This is a genomic window from Paenibacillus sp. GM2FR, from assembly GCF_002803325.1.
GTDB classification, from domain to species: Bacteria; Bacillota; Bacilli; order Paenibacillales; family Paenibacillaceae; genus Paenibacillus_AQ; species Paenibacillus_AQ lautus.
Genome location: NZ_MKZM01000008.1, coordinates 2,253,791 through 2,274,397, shown reverse-complemented (window position 1 = coordinate 2,274,397; position 20,607 = coordinate 2,253,791). Strand labels below are relative to the sequence as shown.

Annotated in this window: 18 protein-coding genes and 1 pseudogene; 17 read left to right on the top strand and 2 right to left on the bottom strand. The window is 46.8% G+C overall.

The window, feature by feature from the left end:
- Positions 1 to 247: 247 nt before the first annotated feature.
- From PAEVO_RS10250 to PAEVO_RS10185, 16 genes and pseudogenes are all read left to right on the top strand, one after another.
- Positions 248 to 2,518 (top strand): helix-turn-helix domain-containing protein, encoded by a 2,271-nt coding sequence (locus PAEVO_RS10250; RefSeq protein WP_100537441.1) that lies wholly within the window; start codon positions 248 to 250, stop codon positions 2,516 to 2,518.
- A 124-nt stretch (positions 2,519 to 2,642) separates the two neighbouring features.
- Positions 2,643 to 3,734: an ABC transporter permease gene (locus PAEVO_RS10245; RefSeq protein ID WP_100537440.1), complete on the top strand. Its 1,092-nt coding sequence runs from the start codon at positions 2,643 to 2,645 to the stop codon at positions 3,732 to 3,734.
- A 14-nt stretch (positions 3,735 to 3,748) separates the two neighbouring features.
- A complete protein-coding gene (locus tag PAEVO_RS10240; protein ID WP_100537439.1) occupies positions 3,749 to 4,648 on the top strand; it encodes a carbohydrate ABC transporter permease in 900 nt (299 codons plus the stop codon).
- 705 nt (positions 4,649 to 5,353) lie between these two features.
- Complete coding sequence (locus PAEVO_RS34785; RefSeq protein ID WP_347708107.1) at positions 5,354 to 6,343, top strand: type 2 periplasmic-binding domain-containing protein; 990 nt, start codon at positions 5,354 to 5,356, stop codon at positions 6,341 to 6,343.
- 71 nt (positions 6,344 to 6,414) lie between these two features.
- Positions 6,415 to 7,470 carry a glycoside hydrolase family 88/105 protein gene (locus PAEVO_RS10230; protein ID WP_100537438.1) on the top strand — a complete coding sequence of 352 codons (1,056 nt, stop codon included), beginning with the start codon at positions 6,415 to 6,417 and terminating at the stop codon, positions 7,468 to 7,470.
- Between the two features lie 59 nt (positions 7,471 to 7,529).
- Positions 7,530 to 8,285 carry a glycoside hydrolase family 43 protein gene (locus PAEVO_RS10225; protein WP_243390715.1) on the top strand — a complete coding sequence of 252 codons (756 nt, stop codon included), beginning with the start codon at positions 7,530 to 7,532 and terminating at the stop codon, positions 8,283 to 8,285.
- A gap of 39 nt (positions 8,286 to 8,324) precedes the next feature.
- Positions 8,325 to 8,492 carry a hypothetical protein gene (locus PAEVO_RS34270; RefSeq protein ID WP_243390714.1) on the top strand — a complete coding sequence of 56 codons (168 nt, stop codon included), beginning with the start codon at positions 8,325 to 8,327 and terminating at the stop codon, positions 8,490 to 8,492.
- A gap of 324 nt (positions 8,493 to 8,816) precedes the next feature.
- The gene (locus PAEVO_RS10220) at positions 8,817 to 9,593 is read left to right on the top strand and encodes an SDR family oxidoreductase (RefSeq protein WP_100537437.1); all 777 of its coding nucleotides are present in this window, start codon (positions 8,817 to 8,819) and stop codon (positions 9,591 to 9,593) included.
- 112 nt (positions 9,594 to 9,705) lie between these two features.
- Positions 9,706 to 10,623 carry a hypothetical protein gene (locus PAEVO_RS10215; protein WP_100537436.1) on the top strand — a complete coding sequence of 306 codons (918 nt, stop codon included), beginning with the start codon at positions 9,706 to 9,708 and terminating at the stop codon, positions 10,621 to 10,623.
- 129 nt (positions 10,624 to 10,752) lie between these two features.
- Positions 10,753 to 10,999: pseudogene (locus tag PAEVO_RS10210) on the top strand (alpha/beta hydrolase); the annotation flags it as partial.
- A 157-nt stretch (positions 11,000 to 11,156) separates the two neighbouring features.
- Positions 11,157 to 11,711: a dihydrofolate reductase family protein gene (locus tag PAEVO_RS10205; protein WP_100537435.1), complete on the top strand. Its 555-nt coding sequence runs from the start codon at positions 11,157 to 11,159 to the stop codon at positions 11,709 to 11,711.
- A 91-nt stretch (positions 11,712 to 11,802) separates the two neighbouring features.
- Positions 11,803 to 12,753 carry an NAD(P)/FAD-dependent oxidoreductase gene (locus PAEVO_RS10200; RefSeq protein ID WP_243390713.1) on the top strand — a complete coding sequence of 317 codons (951 nt, stop codon included), beginning with the start codon at positions 11,803 to 11,805 and terminating at the stop codon, positions 12,751 to 12,753.
- A complete protein-coding gene (locus tag PAEVO_RS34265) occupies positions 12,750 to 12,989 on the top strand; it encodes a hypothetical protein (protein WP_243390712.1) in 240 nt (79 codons plus the stop codon). The genes PAEVO_RS10200 and PAEVO_RS34265 overlap by 4 nt, the downstream gene beginning before the upstream one ends.
- 48 nt (positions 12,990 to 13,037) lie before the next feature.
- On the top strand, positions 13,038 to 13,889 hold the full coding sequence (sigJ, locus tag PAEVO_RS10195) for an RNA polymerase sigma factor SigJ (protein WP_100537434.1): 852 nt from the start codon (positions 13,038 to 13,040) through the stop codon (positions 13,887 to 13,889).
- A 166-nt stretch (positions 13,890 to 14,055) separates the two neighbouring features.
- Positions 14,056 to 14,508 carry a MarR family winged helix-turn-helix transcriptional regulator gene (locus tag PAEVO_RS10190; RefSeq protein ID WP_100537433.1) on the top strand — a complete coding sequence of 151 codons (453 nt, stop codon included), beginning with the start codon at positions 14,056 to 14,058 and terminating at the stop codon, positions 14,506 to 14,508.
- A gap of 496 nt (positions 14,509 to 15,004) precedes the next feature.
- Positions 15,005 to 16,450, top strand: a complete 1,446-nt coding sequence (locus PAEVO_RS10185; protein ID WP_100537432.1) for an MFS transporter — start codon at positions 15,005 to 15,007, stop codon at positions 16,448 to 16,450.
- Between the two features lie 308 nt (positions 16,451 to 16,758).
- On the opposite strand, the gene PAEVO_RS10180 is transcribed toward PAEVO_RS10185, so the two are convergent.
- Complete coding sequence (locus PAEVO_RS10180; protein ID WP_207797465.1) at positions 16,759 to 18,108, bottom strand: glycoside hydrolase family 64 protein; 1,350 nt, start codon at positions 18,106 to 18,108, stop codon at positions 16,759 to 16,761.
- 388 nt (positions 18,109 to 18,496) lie between these two features.
- Entirely contained in the window at positions 18,497 to 19,243 is a 747-nt protein-coding gene (locus PAEVO_RS10175; protein WP_100537431.1) for an EcsC family protein, read from the bottom strand.
- A 259-nt stretch (positions 19,244 to 19,502) separates the two neighbouring features.
- Between PAEVO_RS10175 and PAEVO_RS10170 the strand changes: the two genes are divergently transcribed.
- Positions 19,503 to 20,576, top strand: a complete 1,074-nt coding sequence (locus tag PAEVO_RS10170) for a phosphotransferase enzyme family protein (RefSeq protein ID WP_207797464.1) — start codon at positions 19,503 to 19,505, stop codon at positions 20,574 to 20,576.
- The last annotated feature ends 31 nt before the right edge of the window (positions 20,577 to 20,607 follow it).

Sequence of the window (20,607 nt, the reverse complement as noted above, 5' to 3'; positions counted from 1 at the left end):
AAAGGGATGTTTTCAAACTCCCGGTCATCTGTTATAACGGCAGGAGAATTGATTATCGTTCCGAAAGGAAATAACTTAGGTTTTTTTTGATGATCAAACGAAGGGAGGCTAACGACAGTAGAACCATTCAATATTTCCCCAGTTTCAATATTTCTTATAATGCTTTTATAAAAGACTCATACATATGAAAGCGCTTTATTGATCTGTGTTGATTCTAGTACAACCAATTAAAGGATGGAGGGGTCCAATGAAGCGAATTCCGATGATGATGCAATTGGCATTGATCCTATTTTGCATCATGGCCATTCCGATGGCAATTTTAACCTGGTACAGCAGCTCTCAGATTCTACGGAATTCGGAGCATGCCTTCGCGGAAACTTCGCTTGCAGAACTAAATGCCAATCGCGAGCTAAACGAGAACGCTCTTAACAATTTGTCCCAGAATACGGTACGCCTTGGCGGCACTGATATCTTTGATCGAATCCGCCCGTTTAAGTCCCTTGCCGGGCTCAAGAAGGATTATATGAATGTGAGCAAGGCGATGGCGGTGCTCAAGGAATTGTTGAATCTGAATCAGAGCGTCGATGGGGTCTATTCGTCTTTCTTTTACCTCGATGATGCGAATTACGTGATTTCGACGGATAAAGGCATTACGAGTTTGGACAAATATGAATCCATCGACTGGCTGAACGAGGCGCTTCTTGAGCAAAAAGGGATCCGCGGCGTGTGGTATCCGCGCAGGCTTGATTCGGGAGTGAACGTAATATCGTTTGCGCTGCCTCTAAACCGTCTTTCAACCGCTACTCGCGGAACGATTGTGGTCAATTTGAAGGAGCGTCAAATCGAGCAGTATTTGCGATCAACGAAATCGGGGAAGCAAGGCTATTTGCTCATGAAGCCAAGCGGTGCCATCATCTCCCATCATGACAAGGATTTGTTGCTCAAGAACGCCTATGAGGAGCCGTTTATTACCGAAATTGCCAGGCAAGAATTGTCTGAAGGCTACATGTTTCGGGAGCTCAGCGGTGAGCGATTGCTGTACGCGTGGTCCCGTTCGAACGAATTCGGTTGGACGAACGTGAGTATATACTCGGTCGACGAACTGATGAACAAACCCCACTCTTTGCAGAGAGGTATCATCTTGCTTACGATTGTTATTATTTTTGCGGGATCCATACTGACCGTATTTATTGCAACATGGTTGTCCAAGCCGGCCAGAGAATTGGTCCGAACGATTCGCGGACGCGTCAATCCAGGGGTACAGGATAAAAATGAGCTTGTATTCCTCGAGGCGGCCTTCAGACGAATGCAAGAAGAGGAGGAAGGACTTTATAAGCTGCTCAGCATCCGCGAGCAGGATGCCCAGAGCCACGCCATTCATAGTTTGCTGCGGGGGGAAGTGACGCCTCAGGCCGAAGAAATCTTCCCGGCTTCGCACTTTCTTGTTGCCGTCGTTTCTATTGATGGCTATCGAAAGTATATCAGTCGGAACAATCCGGAAACTCGCAGCTACCATCGCTACCTGCTTCTCTCGACGTGTGATCATTTGTTTCCGGAAGAGGTCTATGCGCGCTGCGTCTATCACGGTGACGGTCACTTTGTAATTCTGATCAACTACAGACAGGGGGAAGATGACAACCATAGAATCGGCATTCGTAACGCTCTGGATAGGATGAGGAACACTGCGGACGAATTGCTGGAGTACTCCGTAACGATCGGCGTAAGCAGTCCGGCAGATTCGATCCGTCTGGTCTCCGATCGACTGGGGGAGGCCATGGAAGCGATCAAGCAGCGAATGATCGCCGGCAGCGGCGGCATCACATACTGGAGGGAGGAGGAAGCACGGGACAAGAAATATATCTATCCTGCTAACAGTGAAAGACGAATTCTCAACTTCCTTGGACATGGCGATCTGGACAATATTATCGAAGAATTGAGAATCATTCGTGACGAAATCCGTTCTGCCGAATACGTGTCCTACGATAATATCTTGTTCATCTATCATCAATTGGTTGGCGTGACCATTAAACACCTTAGAGAGAATAATGTCAGCACAGCGCGGATATTCACGAGGCGGGGGAACATTTACGCTGCCTTGGCTTCTTTTGATACGCTTGATGAGCTTGAAGAATATGTTATTGGATTTTACAGCGAGATTGTTCACTACCTTACGCGCTCGCCGGGAGCATCCAACAGATACGCCGAGCGAATTATTCATTATTTGAATGAGCACTACCGTGAAGAAATCATATTTGAAGAGATGGCTAAAGAAATCGGAATCAGTTACTCCTACATGCGAAAAATTGTCTATGAACAAACGGGGAAAAGCATATCGGACTATCTCAACTTGCTGCGAATCGAGAAGGCAAAAGAGCTGCTTCTGAACAGTAACCTGTCAATCGCGCAGATTGCATCCGAGGTAGGCTGCATGAATGTACGAAGCTTCAATCGTCTGTTCCGAAAATTTGAAGGGATGCCGCCGAGCAGCTATAAGATGCAGAGGTCCAGAACATCGTGAAGGCTCAACCAATCCAATTTCACAGGTATAGCGAAGCGATATATATCGCAACATTTGATTCGATTAGTCAATACTGATTCTTGCACTCACTTGAATATCGAATCGGCTAAATATGGAATCAATCATGACGCAAATGTATCAATATTCGGCGTTTACCTGCGGACGATCGGGGCGATATGATAAGTCCAACCTCGAGGTCACCGAACTAGGGAACCGAGTCGGGGAGATCGTGAATGGAGGAGGTGAGATTTTGAAAGGTCTAGTCACTGCATCCAAAAATGAAACCGCTTCAATCTCCTTAACAGATAAGAAACTGGGGGTTCTCTATTATCTTCGTCGGGATTGGCAGCTCTACTTCCTGCTCCTCATTCCTCTATCGTTTGTGTTGGTTTTTAAGTACGCGCCGATGAGCGGTCTCGTGCTTGCATTTAAGGATTTTAAGATTGCCAAGGGATTCTGGGGCAGCGAATGGGTCGGATTTGAAGTGTTTCAAGACATATTCGCAAAATCCGAATTCAGTCGCGCAATTCGCAACACGCTTCTGCTGAATGTATCGGACCTCTTATTTAGCTTTACAATGCCGATTGTGCTCTCATTATTACTTAATGAGGTCAAGAATGTTCTATTCAAGCGCGTAAATCAGACCCTGCTCTATTTGCCGCACTTTCTGTCCTGGGTCATTATCGGCGCAATCGCCTATCAACTATTGGGTGAAGGAACCGGTATGATCAATAATCTGATCGCGCATCTGGGTGGGACGCGCATCCCGTTCCTTCAAGAAGACGTCAATTGGCTGATCAGTTATGTCTTCATTGGCGTATGGCAGAGCATGGGGTGGGGGACGATCATCTATCTGGCCGCAATAAGCGGCATTAACCCAGAGTTGTATGAAGCGGCGGTCGTGGATGGTGCAGGCCGGTGGCGGAAAATGTGGAACATTACCCTGCCCTCGATCCGAGTAACGATCGTGACATTGCTGATTTTGAACTTGGGCCACGTGATGGCAGGTTCCTTTGAGCGTGTCTTTGCCTTAGCGAATAAAGCCACTACGGAGTTCACTACAACCATTCCCGTTTTGGTATATCGCTGGGGCATTGAAGGCGGGAACTTCAGCCGAGCAACCGCTCTCGGGTTGTTCCAAGCTGTCGTGGGGCTCGTCCTTATATTAATTGCTGATCGGGTTGCCAAGAAACTGGGCGAAGACGGTGTCATTTAGAAAGGAGGGAAGCGATGAAAACAACCGTTAGCAGCTATGCCGTTCGCCGTACCAGGAAACTGGACATATGGGATATCCTGATCCGTCTCTTTCTTGTTGCTGCCTCACTTGCTTGTTTGCTTCCATTCGTTCATGTCGTTGCAAAATCTTTAAGCGAAGACGCTTACGTCATTGCTAACAAGGTGTTTCTCTGGCCAGCGGGTTTCACTCTGGAGGCCTACGGCAAAGTTTTCGCTGATCAGAGTATCCTGAGGTCTCTTTATGTAAGCGTTGTTATTACGGTGCTGTTCACCATGATCGGTATGATCGTCACCATTTGTGCGGCATACCCGCTATCGCGAAAGCAGCTTAAGGGCCGTTCTTTTTTTACCTTCATTTTTATGTTTACGATGTTTTTTGGCGGCGGCATGATTCCCGAATATATGCTGATCAACAGCCTGGGGATGCTCGATACGATATGGTCCCTCATCTTGCCGCTGTCCTTTAGCGCGTTCAACCTGCTGATATTGAGAACTTCGATCTCCAGCAATATTCCGGTCAGCCTGGAAGAGTCAGCTCGAATGGATGGGGCGGGGCATTTCCGGATCCTGTTCAGCATCGTACTGCCGCTCTCAAAGCCGATTCTGGCGACACTGTCCCTTTTTTACGCGGTCGGACGCTGGAACGCTTATCAGGATGCCCTATTCTACATTAAGCATAATGTCGATCTGAGGCCCTTGCAGTTGAAACTGTATTACTTGGTTGTTCAGGCAAGCGAGAGCTTTCAACTTGAGATGACGCAAGTCTCGCTGAGCAATCCGGAAGTGCTCAAAGCAGCATGTGTTGTATTTGCGACATTGCCGATCATTTGCGTCTATCCGTTCATTCAGAAGTATTTTGTCCAGGGAGTCATGCTTGGGGCTATCAAGGAATAGTGCTCGAGATGCTTTTGCAGCGATAGGATGAGATTTAAAAAGGGGGATATACGATGAGCAAACGGAAAATCATGTCTATGTTCATGGCTTTACTATTCATTGCCGGTCTTATGGCCGGCTGTACGGGGAGTAGCACCAATAGCTCGAAGGAGCCTTCTCCATCGGATGAGGGTACCACCCCAAACCAAAACGCCGCAGGCGGCTATCCTGATTATTCGCAAGGTTTCCCGGAACGAGTTACCATGGAAATTCCCGTGTATGAGCGTGCATTCGAAGGCTGGAACGTAACCGATAACTATTACACGCGCTGGATTCAGAAGGAATTCGGCGACAAATATAATATCGAAGTGAAGTTCACCCCGATCGCCCGCACAAACGAAGTTACGAATTATCAGCAGCTGCTCGCAGCTGGCAAGGCGCCGGATATCATTTTCCACTATGACATGCCACAGGCGCTTGCTTACTACGGAGAAGGTGTTATGCAGGAGTTGGACTGGAAAGAGATTGAACAATATGCGCCAACCTATTGGAGCAATATGAGCGAGACGATTCAGCAATATGGCGTCGTTGATGGAAAAAATACATTTGTCTTCGGTAAGCGTCCGGACTTAAACAACTATGGCAACTTTGTTAATATCATTCGTAAAGACTGGGTGGAGAAAGTGGGGATGAAGGTCGAGGACTTGACCTCGCTCGAGAAGTACAATGAAATGGAAGGAAGCAGGAATCGGCGTTGCCGGGGCCGGTCTGACACGAAATGTGTTCAACTACAGCTATGGCTTCCGGGATTGGCCGACCGACCCGAAGGTCCACGCACTTTATGCAGATCTATCTGTTGCGGACTTTACGACCTCGGCAACCGAAGGATGGTTGCGTAACTTAAGTTATCAATATCGTAACGGACTTATTGACAAAGAGTTCTATCTTCGCGACGATGATAACAAGCTCAAGGCCGAGTTTGTTGCGGGCAATACAGGCACGTACGGACTTTACATTACCAACAACACCGACGTGTTTGCAGCTACACTGAAGAACAATCCGGGAGCTGAATTTGCTGTCATTCCTCCAGGGACTGGTGTGCCGGAGGGCAATGTGCCGCAAGGCCGCGCCGACTGGACGTTCGGCTTGATCATGGGCATCAACCATGCATCAACGGCGGAGGAGCGCGCAGCCGTATGGATGTACCTCGAGTGGATGAGCCAACCGGAGAACCTGATGTTCCTGCAGAACGGAGTAGAAGGGGAAAACTATACGCTTGATTCCGATGGCCTGCCGGTAAAAGACCCGGATTTCAAGGGCGAATCCGTACTATCCCAGAACAATAACAAGGACTATTGGGCGCTTATTACGGAAGCGCCTACATTTGAAACGCCTGAACTCACGCTTAAGGCCAACAAAAACAACTGGACGCCTGCCGGTTACGAGCAAATTGTCGAAGACATGATAAAATATCGGCAAGAAATAAAGCCGTATCAGATCCAGGACCCGCTGTTCACCGTAGTTCTTGAGAAAGTAAACGAGTATAAGGCAGATTTAAACAACCTCTTCCAGGAGCTGTATCTGGACATTGTCCTTGCGCCGGAAGACCAGTTTGATGCGAAGTACGAAGCGGCCAAGCAGAAATTCCTCGATGCCGGCTATCAAGAAATCTTGGACGAGAAGCAAGAAGCGATTGATGCCGGCCAATTCCGGTAATCGCGATAATCCTAACTAAAACTTAGGGGCTCCTGCCGTAAGCGGGGGCTCTACATAAAATGGAGGGTATGATGAAGCTGAAAATGGATATCACTTCGGAAGATTTAAAGCAAGCCGCGAAGCGCGTTGCCACCTATACGTTCGGGATGGATTTGACATGGGACTGGCCGGGCGGTGTCGCATTTTATGGCGTCAGCCGCATGTTCGACGTGACTGGCGAGCATTTCTACCTGGAACAGATGATCGATTGGGTCGAGGAATACATGGAAGCGGGCCTGCCAGAAGGATGGACCGTGAATAGCTGCGCGATGGGGCACATGCTGCTTACCCTTTATGAACAGACGAAGGAACAAAAATACCTGGATATCATTTTAAGTAAAATCGATTATCTGGAACATCATGCTTTGCGGTTCGGAGACCGGGTGCTTCAGCATACGGTGTCGGCTAATAATGATTTTCCCGAGCAGTGCTGGGCGGATACCCTGTTCATGGCGGCATACTTTGAGCTTCGGGTCGGCGTGCTGCTAGGGAAGAAGACGCTCATTGACGACGCCTTGCATCAATTCGAGCGGCATATTCATTACCTGCAAGACGAGAATTCCGGTCTATGGTATCACGGCTACAACCACGTTAATGAGGATCATATGTCCGGTATCCATTGGGCGAGGGCCAACGCGTGGGCGGCCTATACGATGTCGCGTGCAGCAAGGGGGCTGCCGGAAGGCTATCTTTATCCTCCAATGATGCACATATGGAGCTCTTTACGCGATCAGCTCGCGGCGATCAAAAGGCTGCAGAAAGAGGACGGCTTGTGGGGCACGGTGCTCGATTACCCGGAAGCCTACGGCGAAGTATCGGCGACAGCGGGTATTGCGGCAGCGATGGTGATGCAGGGCAATCCGCTTCATGCGAAGCATGTCCGGAAAGCATTAGACGGCGTCCTTGCCAATATTGCTGACAACGGGCGGGTCTTGAACGTGTCCGGGGGAACGGCTGTCATGAACGACATTGAAGGATATCTCGGTATTGACCGAAAGTGGGCACAAGGATGGGGACAAGGATTGACACTTGCGTTCCTGGCTGCGGTCATCCAAGTTGTCGAATCGCAAGAAAAATCGCAAGCATAACATCGGTAGCGCTCCAATCGTATAAACTTCGAAGAAGTCGGGAGGCAGATGGACACTCAATGCAAAATTCAAAAAATACCGAATCTTTGTACGGATATCTGTTCGTTCATTTTACCGGTGAGCAGGAGGACGGCGAGCAAATTTATTTCGCTCTGAGCCAAGACGGACTCCATTGGAAGGATCTGAACCGGAACCAACCTGTCTTGCGATCTGTTGTTGGGGAACAGGGAGTTCGTGATCCCTTTATACTTCGGAGCGTGGACGACAGCTGTTTCTATCTGCTTGCAACCGACCTTAGTATTTATCATCGCGGCGGTTGGCAGAATTCCCAGGCCACGATAACCGGCAGCCGCTCGCTGATCATCTGGGAATCACCGGATTTGGTGCACTGGTCTGAACCGCGCATGGTAGAGCTGGCTCCCGAGGAGGCGGGCTGCGCTTGGGCACCGGAAGCGATTTATGATGAGGAAGAAGGCGATTATCTGATATTCTGGGCTTCCAGCCGGGACGCTCGCGCCGGTGATGGCCGCGGGATGCATATTTATTGCTGCAAAACGCAGGATTTCCGTACGTTTACGCCGGCCGAGCTTTATATAACCCGCGGTGAACAACGTACGATTATCGACACAACGATGATTAAAGCCGGCGACAAGTATTTCCGCGCTTCCTGCGACGGGCAGATTACCATCGAGACAAGTGACCGACTAATGGGAGATTGGAAAGTGATTTCGACGCTAGAGTCACTCGGGCTTACGCTGACGGGAAAGGATGTCGAAGGTCCGGAGTTTTTTAAATTCAATGGCGAGGAAAAATAGGGGCTACACGTTGACCAATATTCAACTAGCGGAGGATATTTGCCAATCATAACGACGGACATCGGCGATCCGACAGGAGCATGCTGGAGGAAGCCTGAACCGGAAGAATATGATTTCGGCACCCTAAAAAAACGTCACGGTTCCATTCTGCCGATTACCAAATCCGAATATGAAGCTATCCAGTCCAAATGGGGATCCCAGCAGTAAGCGAGGTCTATAAGTTCTTTCCCGAACCATAATTTACTACAATTTGGAATTATGATACCCTATGTGAAAGGAGATGTACGAAAGGAGCATGGACCGAAATGGGAGATATCCTTTAATGGTTAAGTAGTTGAATGGATTTGTTGATCCCTTTTTGATTGAAGGGGTCATTTGGCCATTTTCAGTTAAACCATTATAGGATCGCTGGGTTCATGTGCTATAAACACACCGAGCGAATGCCTTTTTTAGGGTGTTCGTTTTTTTGAATGGTGAGCATACATCTCCGTTAGCACGTTGTTCAGCGTTTTTCGCGAGGAGATGCTTTTAATGAAACGATTAATGAATAAGATCGCGATTGTTACTGGAGCTAGCCGAGAAAAGGGTATCGGTACTGCAATATGCCGGGCATTAGCCAGAGAAGGCGCAGACATTTTTTTCACGCATTGGTCAAAGTATGATCGTGGTATGAACTATTTTATGGATGATGACGCAGACTGGTCGCAGCATCTTATGGAGGAGATCCGCAGCTATGGAGTAAGGTGCGAATCCATGGAATTGGATCTTTCACAATCAGAAGCACCGAGAATGCTGCTTGATGAGGTTCATGAGAAACTAGGCTCCCCATCCATTCTTGTGAATAATGCAACGCATTCCGTTGACGTAGATTTTCGTTCCATCAATGCAGATAACCTCGATGCTCATTATCGTGTGAACATTAGAGGAACGTTTCTTTTGACGGTTGAGTTTGCTCGTCATATAGAAGGAAAACATGGTGGTCGAATTATTAACATGGTATCAGGTCAAGACAAGTCGCCTCAGCCTGGGAATTTGGCATACGTAGCAACAAAGGGGGCTGTTTCTACTTTTACGAAATCCGTTGCTATTGAACTAGCGCCGCTTCACATTACGGTTAATGCCGTAGATCCTGGACCAACGGATAGTGGATGGATGAACAGTGAATTGAAAGAATACTTGTTACCAAAATTCCCGATGGGGCGAATCGGTGAACCTAAGGATGCTGCAAAGCTAATCGTTTTTTTAGCAAGTGAAGAATCCGAATGGGTTACGGGACAAATTATTCATTCAGATGGAGGGTTCTGGTGATATAACCATTGTGATTGCCAGAGCTCACAAAGCAAAGCTGCTGATCCATGGTTGACTCGGCAGCTTTGCCGCGTTATATGAAAGCGCGGCGAACAAAAAAGGAGATAGCAGGATGGTAACCAATCAAACGATTCGTTTGGTAATTGAAGAATCTATACGATTTCTTGAATCCACTTCGCAATGGGAAACCGCCCACGGTGAGCACACCCGTCGAAAATGGGATGGAGCCTGGTGGCATATGTCTGTGCTTTATGAAATGGGAGAAGTGAGGCAGATTCCTGAGTCTGTGATCGCCAAAGCCAAACATTTACTCGAAACTCAGGTGTGGCAGACCTTCGTCATTTCCGTCGATGACCAGCCAATCTCGGAAACCGATAAGATGAAGATGGATTGCTGCCATTGCGAACTTGCCGTATTTTATAAGATTCTCATGGCGTATGGCTGTGATCTGGACAGAGAACTGCCATGGATTCGCGAATGGCTTCTAAAGCATCAGCTGCCTGACGGCGGACTGAACTGCGAGCCTGATGCTAATACATACTCCAGAAAGAGCTCTATCGTTTCTACGCTTCCTCCGCTTGAGGCGATCTTATGGCATACCGACCGGGAATATACCGAACAGGAAGCCGCATTCTTGGATGAGGGCGCCCGTTATTTAATGGAGCATCGTCTTGTATGTTCCAAGCAAACGGGGAACGTCATCGATAAGGAGTGGCTGAAGCCTTGCTTCCCGAGATTTTTCGAATACGATATATTGCGCGGCATGTCCTATTTAGCAGAATGGTCCCTGCGGAGGAACAAAGCGCTGCCGGTCGGTCTGCTTGTTGAAGGTTTGGAACGATTAAACTCCTCGATGACAGCAGGAGGCTTGCGAGTCGGCAGACAAGTCTTTGATCCGCAAGGTCCGTGGGGCGGGCAAACCTTCCCATTGTTAGAAGCAGTGAGCGGGCTTGGCGACGTTTCGCCTTATCTAACCCGGCAATTGGACCGAGTTCTCGAACGATTGGGTCCGCAGCATGCCGACGTATAAAAACAGCCACATAGTAAAAGGCATAGGTGAGGTGCAACGAACCTACCTATTCGTTGGGTATAGCTGGATAGTCCCTACCCCGGGAGACAATAACTTTATACATCCAAGAAGTCGCCAATCGGTGGCTGTGGCGATGCGTTTACCCCGCGATATTATGTCATGAAATACGGCGGAGCTTCAAGGCTTATCGATAACCCCGATGGGAATAACAAAACTTGAAATCCCGTGTTATTTTATTATGGGGAAATATGACTGCATGATTTCAACGAATGCAGCAAAAACGTATTTCGACAGCATGGATGCTGATTCAAAGGAATTTATCGCTTATGAGCAATCCGCACATTACCTTCAATTCGAAGAGAAGGAGAAATTTTAACAATGGATGACCGAAACATTTATAAATTGAACCGCCTCTCATGGAAGTTTAATCATAAGGGGAATATCGTAAGAAAACCGGCTTGTTATTAATATGACATAAGATGACATATTGATGGTCTATAATGAGTGGTAAATCCCGAAAGGAGTAACAAACCATGAGACGAAAAATCATTTTAGATTTAGCAGTTACATTAGATGGCTTTATTGAAGGGAAAAATGGGGAAGTAGATTGGTGCATTATGGACTCTGAGATGGGGTTTATAGATTTCTTAAATCAAATTGATACCATTTTATATGGAAGAAAAAGCTATGACTTATGGGGGCAATTCACTCCAGAAATAGATCATACGGATACTGAAAAAGAAATATGGCGAATCGTTCATAGTAAAGAAAAATATGTGTTTTCCAGGACACAGAAAGCGACCGATCATAAAGCAATATACATCAATGATCATATTATTGAAGAAGTAAATGCGTTAAAGAATAAGCCTGGCAAAGACATCTGGTTATATGGTGGAGCAAGTCTTATTACAACTTTTATTCATTTAGGGCTTGTTGATGAATTCAGATTATCTGTTCACCCTGTTGTTCTGGGAGAAGGAAAACCGTTGTTTATGGATATTAACAAAAGGTTGAATTTAAAACTGGTTAATACAAGAACGTTCTCCTCTGGCGTTGTGCAGCTAATCTATCATTCGAACGGGAAATAAGTTACCCGCGTTTCTTATTCGCACGATTACGATGTCACAAATCAGCGCCTTATATTGTTTTATGTGCAAAATGTAAAGGAGCTGAGGAATGATGAACAACTTGACATGCATCATTATTGGAGGCGGCCATGCAGGGCTATCAGCGCTCAAAGCAATAAAAGAAACGACCCGGGGCCTGGCGAACGGACGGCGGATTCGGTTTGTTCTATTGGATAAGCAGCCCGGACATGTGCGTAAAATGCTGTTGTTCCGGCCGGCCGTAGGCGAGGAAGAGATTATGATTCCCTGGATGCATTATAGTTTTTCACAAGGAGTCGAATTCGTGCAAGGTACGGTTACGTCTGTCGATAGCGGGAGGAAGCAGATTCAATATAAGGATGCAGAAGGAAATGAGGCCTGGACTCGTTATGATCTTTTAGTTGTGGCGGTCGGTAGTGTCGCTCGGCGCCCTGATCCTGATCGGGGTGGCATTTCTTTAACCAATCTGCAAACCGCAGCAGTCATCCGGGAGCGCTGGCGCGCCAATCTACGGCAAGCTGTTGGCGAGACAAATCCTAAAGAACGTAAGCGACTGATGACCGTCGCAGTTGCGGGGGCGGGCATCAGTGGCGTTGAGACATCCGCTGAGCTGGTAATTGAGATGCAGAAGGAAGCATCTTCACTAGGACTTAATTTATCCGATGTCTCCGTCTATTTGCTGAATGCAAAAGTGCGGCTGTTCCCGGAAGCGCCAGAGAAAGTTGGATACAAGCTGGAACGGACGCTCAACAAATGCGGAGTGACAGTACTTCACAATCGTAAGGCGATCAGAGAGGAAGCGGGAATGGTGACGGTCAGCAATGGTGATCGTATGCCGGTTGGTCTGTGCATATGGACGATTGGTCTGATTCCGAATCCGCAGCTTCGCAGTATGGGCTTGCCACTCCGGACGGTCAAGTGCTGGTGGATGGATCTTATCGCGTTCAAGGGGCACCGGGTGTATACAGCATCGGAGACTGTACGAGAATCGTCGATCCGAGAAACGGCAAAGCAGATCAAATGACGTGCAAAGAAGGCGGGCTACAGGGGGATCGACTGGGGAAAATTGTCTTGGCCGATTTGGAGGGACGCCCCGCCCCGATTCACAAGAAGGTTCCCTTGGATTTCTTCTGCATTGGACTTGGGGAAAACCGCGGATTGGTGTGGGGACGCAAACAAGGGTTTAATATGATCATAACGGGGAAGCTCGCGTGGAAATTCAGGAATATTGCATGGAAAGCAGGCAGTAAACTTCTATAGAAACAAGGAAGAGATCTAGCTTGCAGCTAAGAGAAGGTGAGACGCCGAATGGAAGAACTGTACGATCAATATAAAGCGCTGTTATTCACGCTGGCCTATCAGTTAACTGGATCTGCGGCAGACGCGGAAGATGCGGTGCAGGACGTGTTTGTTAAGGCGTACGACGTACATCCCGAACGTCTTGCAGAGCCAAAGGCGTATTTATGCAAAATGGTAACCAACCATTGCCTCAATCAACTAAAATCGGCGCGGAAGAAGCGGGAAATATACGTTGGTCCGTGGCTCCCCGAACCGATTCGGACGCCTGAGGAGGATACGATCGAGACAACCGTCGTCCGTTTCGATCTGCTGTCTTACGCCATGCTCGTATTGCTCGAGCGGCTGACCCCGACAGAGCGGGCGATTTTCGTCCTGCGTGAAGCGCTCGGCTTCGATTATTCCGAAATTGCCGACCTGATCGGCAAGCGAGAGGCAAATTGCCGCAAGCTGATGAGCCGGGCAAAAAACAAGATGGGGGTTTCCGAGAATGAGTCCGTAAGGGCCGATGGGGACGAAAAGGAATGGATCAGTCGCTTCCTTATGTCCCTTGAGCATGGTAATATCGATCATTTGTTGTCTCTGCTCACCGAAGACGTCACATTCATCGCCGACGGAGGCGGCAAAGCACAAGCATACAAGCGCCCAATTCAAACGCGCGATCACGTGGCCTCAGTATTGCTCGACGGGTTCCAAACTATTCAGGGCAAGTTTCACTTTGAGCCTGCACCACTTAACGGTGAAATTGGCTTCGTAATCCGTTCGGGGGACGAAATTTTGGCCGCGATATGCATACAGCTCCGACACGGAAAGCTTGCCAGAATGTATGCTGTACGAAACCCGGATAAGCTTGCTCGTGTTTAGGGAGTCGATTGTAAATTCAATCTAATGACCATTTCGATGAATCAGAACATTTCATTGAAATGGTCATTTGTTCATGAATGGCAGCCTAAAAATGACGTGCTCTTCTCAAACCGAGGTCAATGTGCACATAAGTCAAGCGAATCAATGATATCGGGGGAGTCAATGCATGGAGGGAATTCTGCGTGAGATCGGAATGATCGCAAGGGCATTAGATTCGATAAGCAATATCGAATTTATAGAATATGACCTGACAAAAGGACAGTACTTGTACCTTGTTCGAGTATGTGAAAAGCCAGGAATCATTCAAGAAAAGTTAGCTGAGATGATAAAAGTAGATCGAACAACTGCAGCCCGAGCTATAAAAAAGCTTGAACTTCATGGCTTTATTGAAAAGAAAGAAGATCAGTTTAATAAAAAAATCAAAAAACTCTTTCCAACAGAGAAAGGGAAACAAGTTTATCCTTTAATAAAAAGAAAACATGATTATTCCAATAGGGTTGTTTTAGAGGTTTTTTCCGAAAGCGAAGCGGAAACTATGTTGAATCTCTTGCAGAGGGTCAGAAAAAACGTTGAAAAAGATTGGGAGTTTGTAAAAAAGGGGAACAAGAGGTTGTATTGAATTACACAAGGGAGGAGAAGCCAATTGACTTTAGAAATAAGAAAGTGCACATGGGGGATGAAGAGCAGAAGGACTTTATCATGACCAAAACATGTATGCAGCAATGAAATGGCGTTCCGGATGCCTCACCCGGTTCGTGGGAATGCATATGTCACTCGGCAGTATCTTGAAGCGAAAGGATTTCCTGTGCTCGAGTTGAGAATTCTTAATTCCATTCCACGTCGCTATTTTGGTAGCGTAGAACTTCAAGTTCTGCGCTTTTTTTATTATCACTGTATTTTTTGAGTGGCCTGATTTCGTTGATTGTATGAAAAAACTTATTTTTAAAGAAAAAAATTTATTGACAGTATAGGGTAGGGGGGTATACTATAAATACGAAACTCACCGGTAAATAATGGATTGAAATTAACTTAGTCTCTAAGGCGGCCGTCGAGAGCGTTAATTTATCGAATCAAAAGAACCTGGTGATATGTAGCTAAAGGAGGTTGAATATATAATGTCAAAACAAGGGCAGGTTCTTTTACAAGCAGATCCAAAACGATGGTTCGCACTAGCATTGTTGTGTCTTGCGAATTTTATGGTGATTATGGATACATCGATTATCGGAGTTGCATTGCCAGCAATCAAAGAAGCGCTTGGATATACTCAGGAAAGTTTACAGTGGGTCTTTAATGCTTATGTGATTTTCTTCGGTGGTCTATTACTACTCGGTGGCCGATTATCAGACCTCTTTGGACAACGGCGCATGTTCATGTGGGGCTTTATGATCCTTACAGTAGCATCCTTACTCGCTGGTCTTGCATGGAACGAAGAGTCACTAAACATCGGTCGTGCACTGCAAGGATTCGGTTCCGCATTAATAGCACCTTCAGCTCTAACCATCGTGATGATGTTATTCAGCGGTAATCCTAAAGAATTGGGTAAAGCATTGGGGCTCTGGGGTGCTTCGGCAGCTGCTGGAGGATCAGCAGGGGTATTTCTGGGTGGTGTTATAACGGAGTGGTTAAGCTGGCAATGGACCTTCTTAATTAATGTACCTGTCGGGGTAGTCGCCTTACTTTTATCTCCTGGTCTTTTAGCAAAAGGTATACGTAGAAAAGGAAGCATTGATGTCGCAGGATCCATCTCAGTAACAGCATCATTGGTTCTAATCGTTTACGGTATCGTAACGGCAGAACATAATGGATGGGGAGCAGCAATCACCCTGTGGACACTTATCGCTGGGGTAATACTGTTTATCCTTTTCCTCATTATTCAGCTAATCAAAAAGGAACCGCTTGTACCTCTTCGAATCTTTAAGGTGCCTAATTTGGCCGCTGGTAATATCGCGCTCATCATGTTATCTGGCGGTTGGATACCGTTATGGTACTTCCTAAACCTGTATATGCAGCAAGTACTCAAGTTTTCAGCTTTCGCTGGAGGGGTCGGACTGCTTCCGATGACGATTTTGATTGCCATCTTCATGATTGTTATTACGGGCAAATTGATCGGTAGATTCGGTATAAAAGCTAACATCGTGATTGGATTGACTGCCCTCGGATGTTCAATGCTTATGTTCTCGACCAATACGCCTGTGGATGGCAGCTTCCTTATTCATGTACTTCCAGCTTCACTATTAGGTGCTCTCGGAATGTCTTTAGCCTATATTCCTTCTATGATGGCCGCTATGTCGGGAGCTAAGCCTGATGAAGCGGGGCTGGCATCCGGACTTGCTAATACAAGCTATCAGATAGGATCAGCCATAAGTCTTGCTATCATGGTAGCGATCGCTGCATCAACGACTGCTTCCATATCAGATTCTAATCCTGTAGCAGCACTTAATCATGGTTTTCAGCAAGCTTTCCTTTGGTCTGGAATCGTTGCTTTTGCAGGTGCAATATTAGCCTTGATGTTTATCCGTTCGCCTAAACAGACAGACTCAAACGTACCGAAAGCGATGTAATCGTTGTTCAACAAAACGGAAGAGATGGGTATCCAGAGAAATGGCTGCTGTTTTTCAACTTATGCGTAAACAGCGGGACTGTCGCAAACCACTCAATAGTTCAAAAACAAAAACGATGACTTTATGGCATCGTTTTTGTTTTTGAAGTTTGAATTTATTCAACCGTCGGCAAACAAAAACTAATATACCTGCCGATTAAATGTGCTTAATGTTGAATAGCTTTGGTCCGCTCGATAGGCAGCTTCATTGATACCAAGGCATTTTTTTTGTATATCGGCGGGCTCCATGCTTTAGCAATCGTGGATGATTTACCAGCCTACACGAATGATCAGGCCTTTCGGATCGCCCACTTCAAGGTAAGCAGCCTGACCGTTGACATCGTCATATGGAAACCCGTAGGCCAAGCGTTTCATGCTGTGGTCGTGCCAGAATTTCGCGTAATAGTTAGCAGGTGCGGCTTGATAGTAATTCGACACGTTATTCCAGTCGTTAGTCGTATATACGTGACGATTGATGGCTGCACAAGTTGCCGCATCCGTTAAAGCGCCGTCGCAACGGAAAATATCCTGTGTACTGTATGGAGCGTATCCGCTGAAATAGTTCGCATTAGCACCACCCTGGGCGAAAGAACCGTGAATCGGCGCGACGATGCGATAAGGCGCTTGAATCGTGGCCAGTGATTTGAAAGCACCAGGAACTTCCGCCTGGAATTTGGCGAAGATTCCGTTTCGGGTTTCGGATTCGAGCTCACCCACGGTCTGATCGAAGGAACCGGATATGTTGATCAGTCGATGCTGGAGGGGAAAACCGAATCCGTCAACGCGGGTCGTATTGCCGTGATAGCCCGCCGCGTCAATCGTGAATTCGACGAAATCGAAATAGATGTCGCGGTTGGGATCGGTCGGATTGTTCAGATCGGGGCCGGCGAACCCATCGTTATAAGTCTTCATGTACATTGGAGTGCCAACGCTAAGGAACATTCGGCCCGACGTGATCCGGGGCAAGGTGATCCAGGAAGCATCGCTGGCCTTGTGATAAATGTTGGCGTAGTTGATACCGTTCTTGGTTAGATGTCCCGGCGCATCATTCAAGGCGCTGGAGATGGGGATCAGATTGCCATTGAGGTCCAGATAGCTCCACTGATTGTTGACGGGATTGATACCGAGAACGCCCCAGTATATTTGCTGGTCGGTATAAGCGCCATGGGTACCGTTCATGATTTTCACCGAGACGGCGCCATTTGGCGGCATGGGAATTGAGGATGGATGAATGTCATCAATGGAGCCGGAAGAAGAGGGAGGTGGCGTGGAACCGGCGGTGTAAGTAAAGACACCGGTGTCGTAGGCTGGGGTTCCGTTATTGTAAGTGAAAGAATACGTAATCACGTGGCCTGCTGCAATGCCTGAGATGGCCTGTTCGTATCGGGATTTGCCAGCGTTGTAAGCCATTCTGAAATTTTGCTGTACGCCGTCGTTCCCTTTATAATGGACATCGACCCAACTCGTGTTAACGGTGGATTTGAACCATACAGTGGCTACGCTTCCGGATAATTCGACGCCCTGCGTATAGTCCGCAGCCTCTGCCTTCGTACCGAAGAGGGTGCAGCAGGTCAACAGCAACGACAGGATCAGCAGATAAGGTATTCCCTTTCGCATCATCAAAGTTCCTCCTTTAGAATGGGGATAAAAGCAACTTCGTAATTGGGTTTGAAACAGCATTCCTCCTTTGTGTTGGCGGCTGTATTTGGCTGTCTGACATTAGAATCCATGTGATTACAAAAACGATTATAATCCGTTTTACCAAAATATAGGAGTATTGGAATTTCGGGAAGGGGTTCGCAATTTCGGATGAGGGGGCCATCTCTTGTAATTATCCAATAGAGCACAGTGATGTGTTTTACACATAGGTTGTTTAATAGGAAGGGCGCGGTCATCGCGAAATAATGTCAATTGAAGGCAAACCTAAAGGCAGCCAATCCTACGGATTAGCTGCCTTTGTTTTCTCCAAACCCCCCTGCCTCCTGGACGTATATGGCGAGAGAGAGGATTAATCCATAACCACGACATCATCGTGCAATCTGCGCAGGCGGTAAGCGTTCATGGCGAATTCGTTCAGCTCATCTAGAATCGTGTAATTGGCCCATGCGCCTGCGATAGCGCCGATCCCGGGAACCATCTGCAGCATTTTCCGGAAGTCAATGGCGTCGCGATACTCGATCTGAAATGTCTCCCAGTCCATATTTCGGGAGTATTCGGCGTCGGAGAGCCATTGTTCCTTTTCCATATGCCAATGCTTGATGGAATAGAGCAACCTGGCACGGTTTTCCGGTCCCGAAAACGTCATTTGAAAAACCTTGAGAATGAATACCCGCTCGGAGAAGTGTTTGGTGTCATAACCGTAAACATGCGCCAGCTCGAACAAAAATTTCATCTTGATCGCAATTAAAGCTGGAAAGTCTACCATGCTGAGCATAATGCCGCCAGCTCCCGTTCCAGCGCCTTCGGCAACCGCGATTTTTTGGTATAGGGCAAACAACTCTTTCGCTTCTTGATCGGCAGACTCCAGTTCCAGAGTATGCTGCACCGAACGGCTGGGCGTATATTCCGCACCGAACAGCGCCGTGCGCACGATCGATCGTATGGTGGTCGTAATCATGCTGTGCACCTTCGGGGGAATCAAATGATTAATTCGATTGCCGATGGTTTTCGATGTTTTTTCCAGCCATCCCGGCGGTTTGAACATTTTTTGTTCCCAGTTGGCAATTTCCCTCTGCACTTTATGTGCGTAATTCATGATCAATCGCTCCTCCAAAAGTCTTTGCTATATTGTAACGAATTTCTTCGTGAATCGGAACAGACTACGGCAGGTAGTGGACCTCGACTAAAGTCCAGTATCGAACATACAGCCCTTAGAAAGGTGATTTGAATATACTGTTGATCAACCAAGAGCGAGTAATTGGGAGAAATTCGCTATAATCATTTTTTGATTTGTAGTCATATGTAAAAAAGGGTTATTCTGTAAGTGTGTATTGAATTTTTAAAGGAGAGATGCTATGAATTATAACGAGGTTGTTAACATCGGTGATACATATTTGCGTCCATTAATATCAGAGTTGTACGGGTTGGAGGGCTATGATATCCGGCTGATTCCGCCACATGAAGGAGGAAGGAATGTCGTATATACCTGTGAGAAAGAAGGGAGCCTTTCAAAAATACTCCGAATCGCTTTTTTACCTGACAGGAGCCGGAATGATTTTCTGGGTGAGGTGGAATATGTGCGGTATCTATTTGATCATGGAGGCAGTGTCTCCAATGTAATCAGCTCCCGAAAGGGGAATCTGCTGGAGGAGATCACTCACAATAATCATACCTTTTTTATCTGCTTATTTGAAAAAGCTAAGGGGAATATGCTTGTAGAAAATCATTACCGGTACCGGGAAGGTGCTCCCATTACCGAATATTATTATAATTGCGGTAAAGTCCTGGGGAAACTGCACCAAATCTCGAAAGGGTATACTCCTGTCCATCGCCGGTTTCATTTCTTTGACAGATTCAATGCCGAATATATTGATAAACTAATACCCGACTCTTTATCTATGCTCAAGGAGAAGCTGACAGAGCTCCTTACTACCTTGGAAGGCTTGGACAGAAACCAGGAAACTTTCGGTATGATTCATTTTGATTATAACGATGGGAATTATTCGATAGATTATGATACCGGGCAAATAACCGTATATGATTTCGATAATTCATGTTTCGGTTGGTATATGTTTGACTTGGCTAGTATCTGGGGAAACGGGATGGGCTGGATACAATTCGAACCAGACGCCGGTAAACGCAGAAAGTTTATGGATGATTATTTTGAAACCGTCCTCGCGGGTTACAGATCCGAGACCAAGATCGAAGAATCGATGCTGGATATGCTGCCCTTATTTATCAAAGTAACCCTCATGGAAAATATTGTCGATACATTCGAGGTGATGCAGAACCATGGTGAGGAACCGAAGTGTGACGAGGAGTTATCGTATCTCATAAAATGTTTGGAAGACGATATCCCGTATAAAGGATTTTTCCATGAGATTTACTCGAGTGAAGAACCCTTTGAGTATGAGGAACGAAAGATTTAGTCTTTTAGCAAGCCTTTGATAATATGCGGTG

What these genes read in the sequence shown, in the direction of transcription:
- PAEVO_RS10250 (WP_100537441.1), top strand. Translation starts at nt 248, where the DNA reads ATGAAGCGAATTCCGATGATGATGCAATTGGCATTGATCCTATTTTGC.
- PAEVO_RS10215 (WP_100537436.1), top strand. Translation starts at nt 9,706, where the DNA reads ATGGTAACCAATCAAACGATTCGTTTGGTAATTGAAGAATCTATACGA.
- PAEVO_RS10240 (WP_100537439.1), top strand. Translation starts at nt 3,749, where the DNA reads ATGAAAACAACCGTTAGCAGCTATGCCGTTCGCCGTACCAGGAAACTG.
- PAEVO_RS10175 (WP_100537431.1), bottom strand. Translation starts at nt 19,243, where the DNA reads ATGAATTACGCACATAAAGTGCAGAGGGAAATTGCCAACTGGGAACAA.
- sigJ (WP_100537434.1), top strand. Translation starts at nt 13,038, where the DNA reads ATGGAAGAACTGTACGATCAATATAAAGCGCTGTTATTCACGCTGGCC.
- PAEVO_RS10225 (WP_243390715.1), top strand. Translation starts at nt 7,530, where the DNA reads ATGCAAAATTCAAAAAATACCGAATCTTTGTACGGATATCTGTTCGTT.
- PAEVO_RS10220 (WP_100537437.1), top strand. Translation starts at nt 8,817, where the DNA reads ATGAAACGATTAATGAATAAGATCGCGATTGTTACTGGAGCTAGCCGA.
- PAEVO_RS10190 (WP_100537433.1), top strand. Translation starts at nt 14,056, where the DNA reads ATGGAGGGAATTCTGCGTGAGATCGGAATGATCGCAAGGGCATTAGAT.
- PAEVO_RS10185 (WP_100537432.1), top strand. Translation starts at nt 15,005, where the DNA reads ATGTCAAAACAAGGGCAGGTTCTTTTACAAGCAGATCCAAAACGATGG.
- PAEVO_RS10205 (WP_100537435.1), top strand. Translation starts at nt 11,157, where the DNA reads ATGAGACGAAAAATCATTTTAGATTTAGCAGTTACATTAGATGGCTTT.
- PAEVO_RS10180 (WP_207797465.1), bottom strand. Translation starts at nt 18,108, where the DNA reads ATGATGCGAAAGGGAATACCTTATCTGCTGATCCTGTCGTTGCTGTTG.
- PAEVO_RS10245 (WP_100537440.1), top strand. Translation starts at nt 2,643, where the DNA reads ATGACGCAAATGTATCAATATTCGGCGTTTACCTGCGGACGATCGGGG.
- PAEVO_RS10230 (WP_100537438.1), top strand. Translation starts at nt 6,415, where the DNA reads ATGAAGCTGAAAATGGATATCACTTCGGAAGATTTAAAGCAAGCCGCG.
- PAEVO_RS34785 (WP_347708107.1), top strand. Translation starts at nt 5,354, where the DNA reads ATGAAATGGAAGGAAGCAGGAATCGGCGTTGCCGGGGCCGGTCTGACA.
- PAEVO_RS10170 (WP_207797464.1), top strand. Translation starts at nt 19,503, where the DNA reads ATGAATTATAACGAGGTTGTTAACATCGGTGATACATATTTGCGTCCA.
- PAEVO_RS34265 (WP_243390712.1), top strand. Translation starts at nt 12,750, where the DNA reads ATGACGTGCAAAGAAGGCGGGCTACAGGGGGATCGACTGGGGAAAATT.
- PAEVO_RS10200 (WP_243390713.1), top strand. Translation starts at nt 11,803, where the DNA reads ATGAACAACTTGACATGCATCATTATTGGAGGCGGCCATGCAGGGCTA.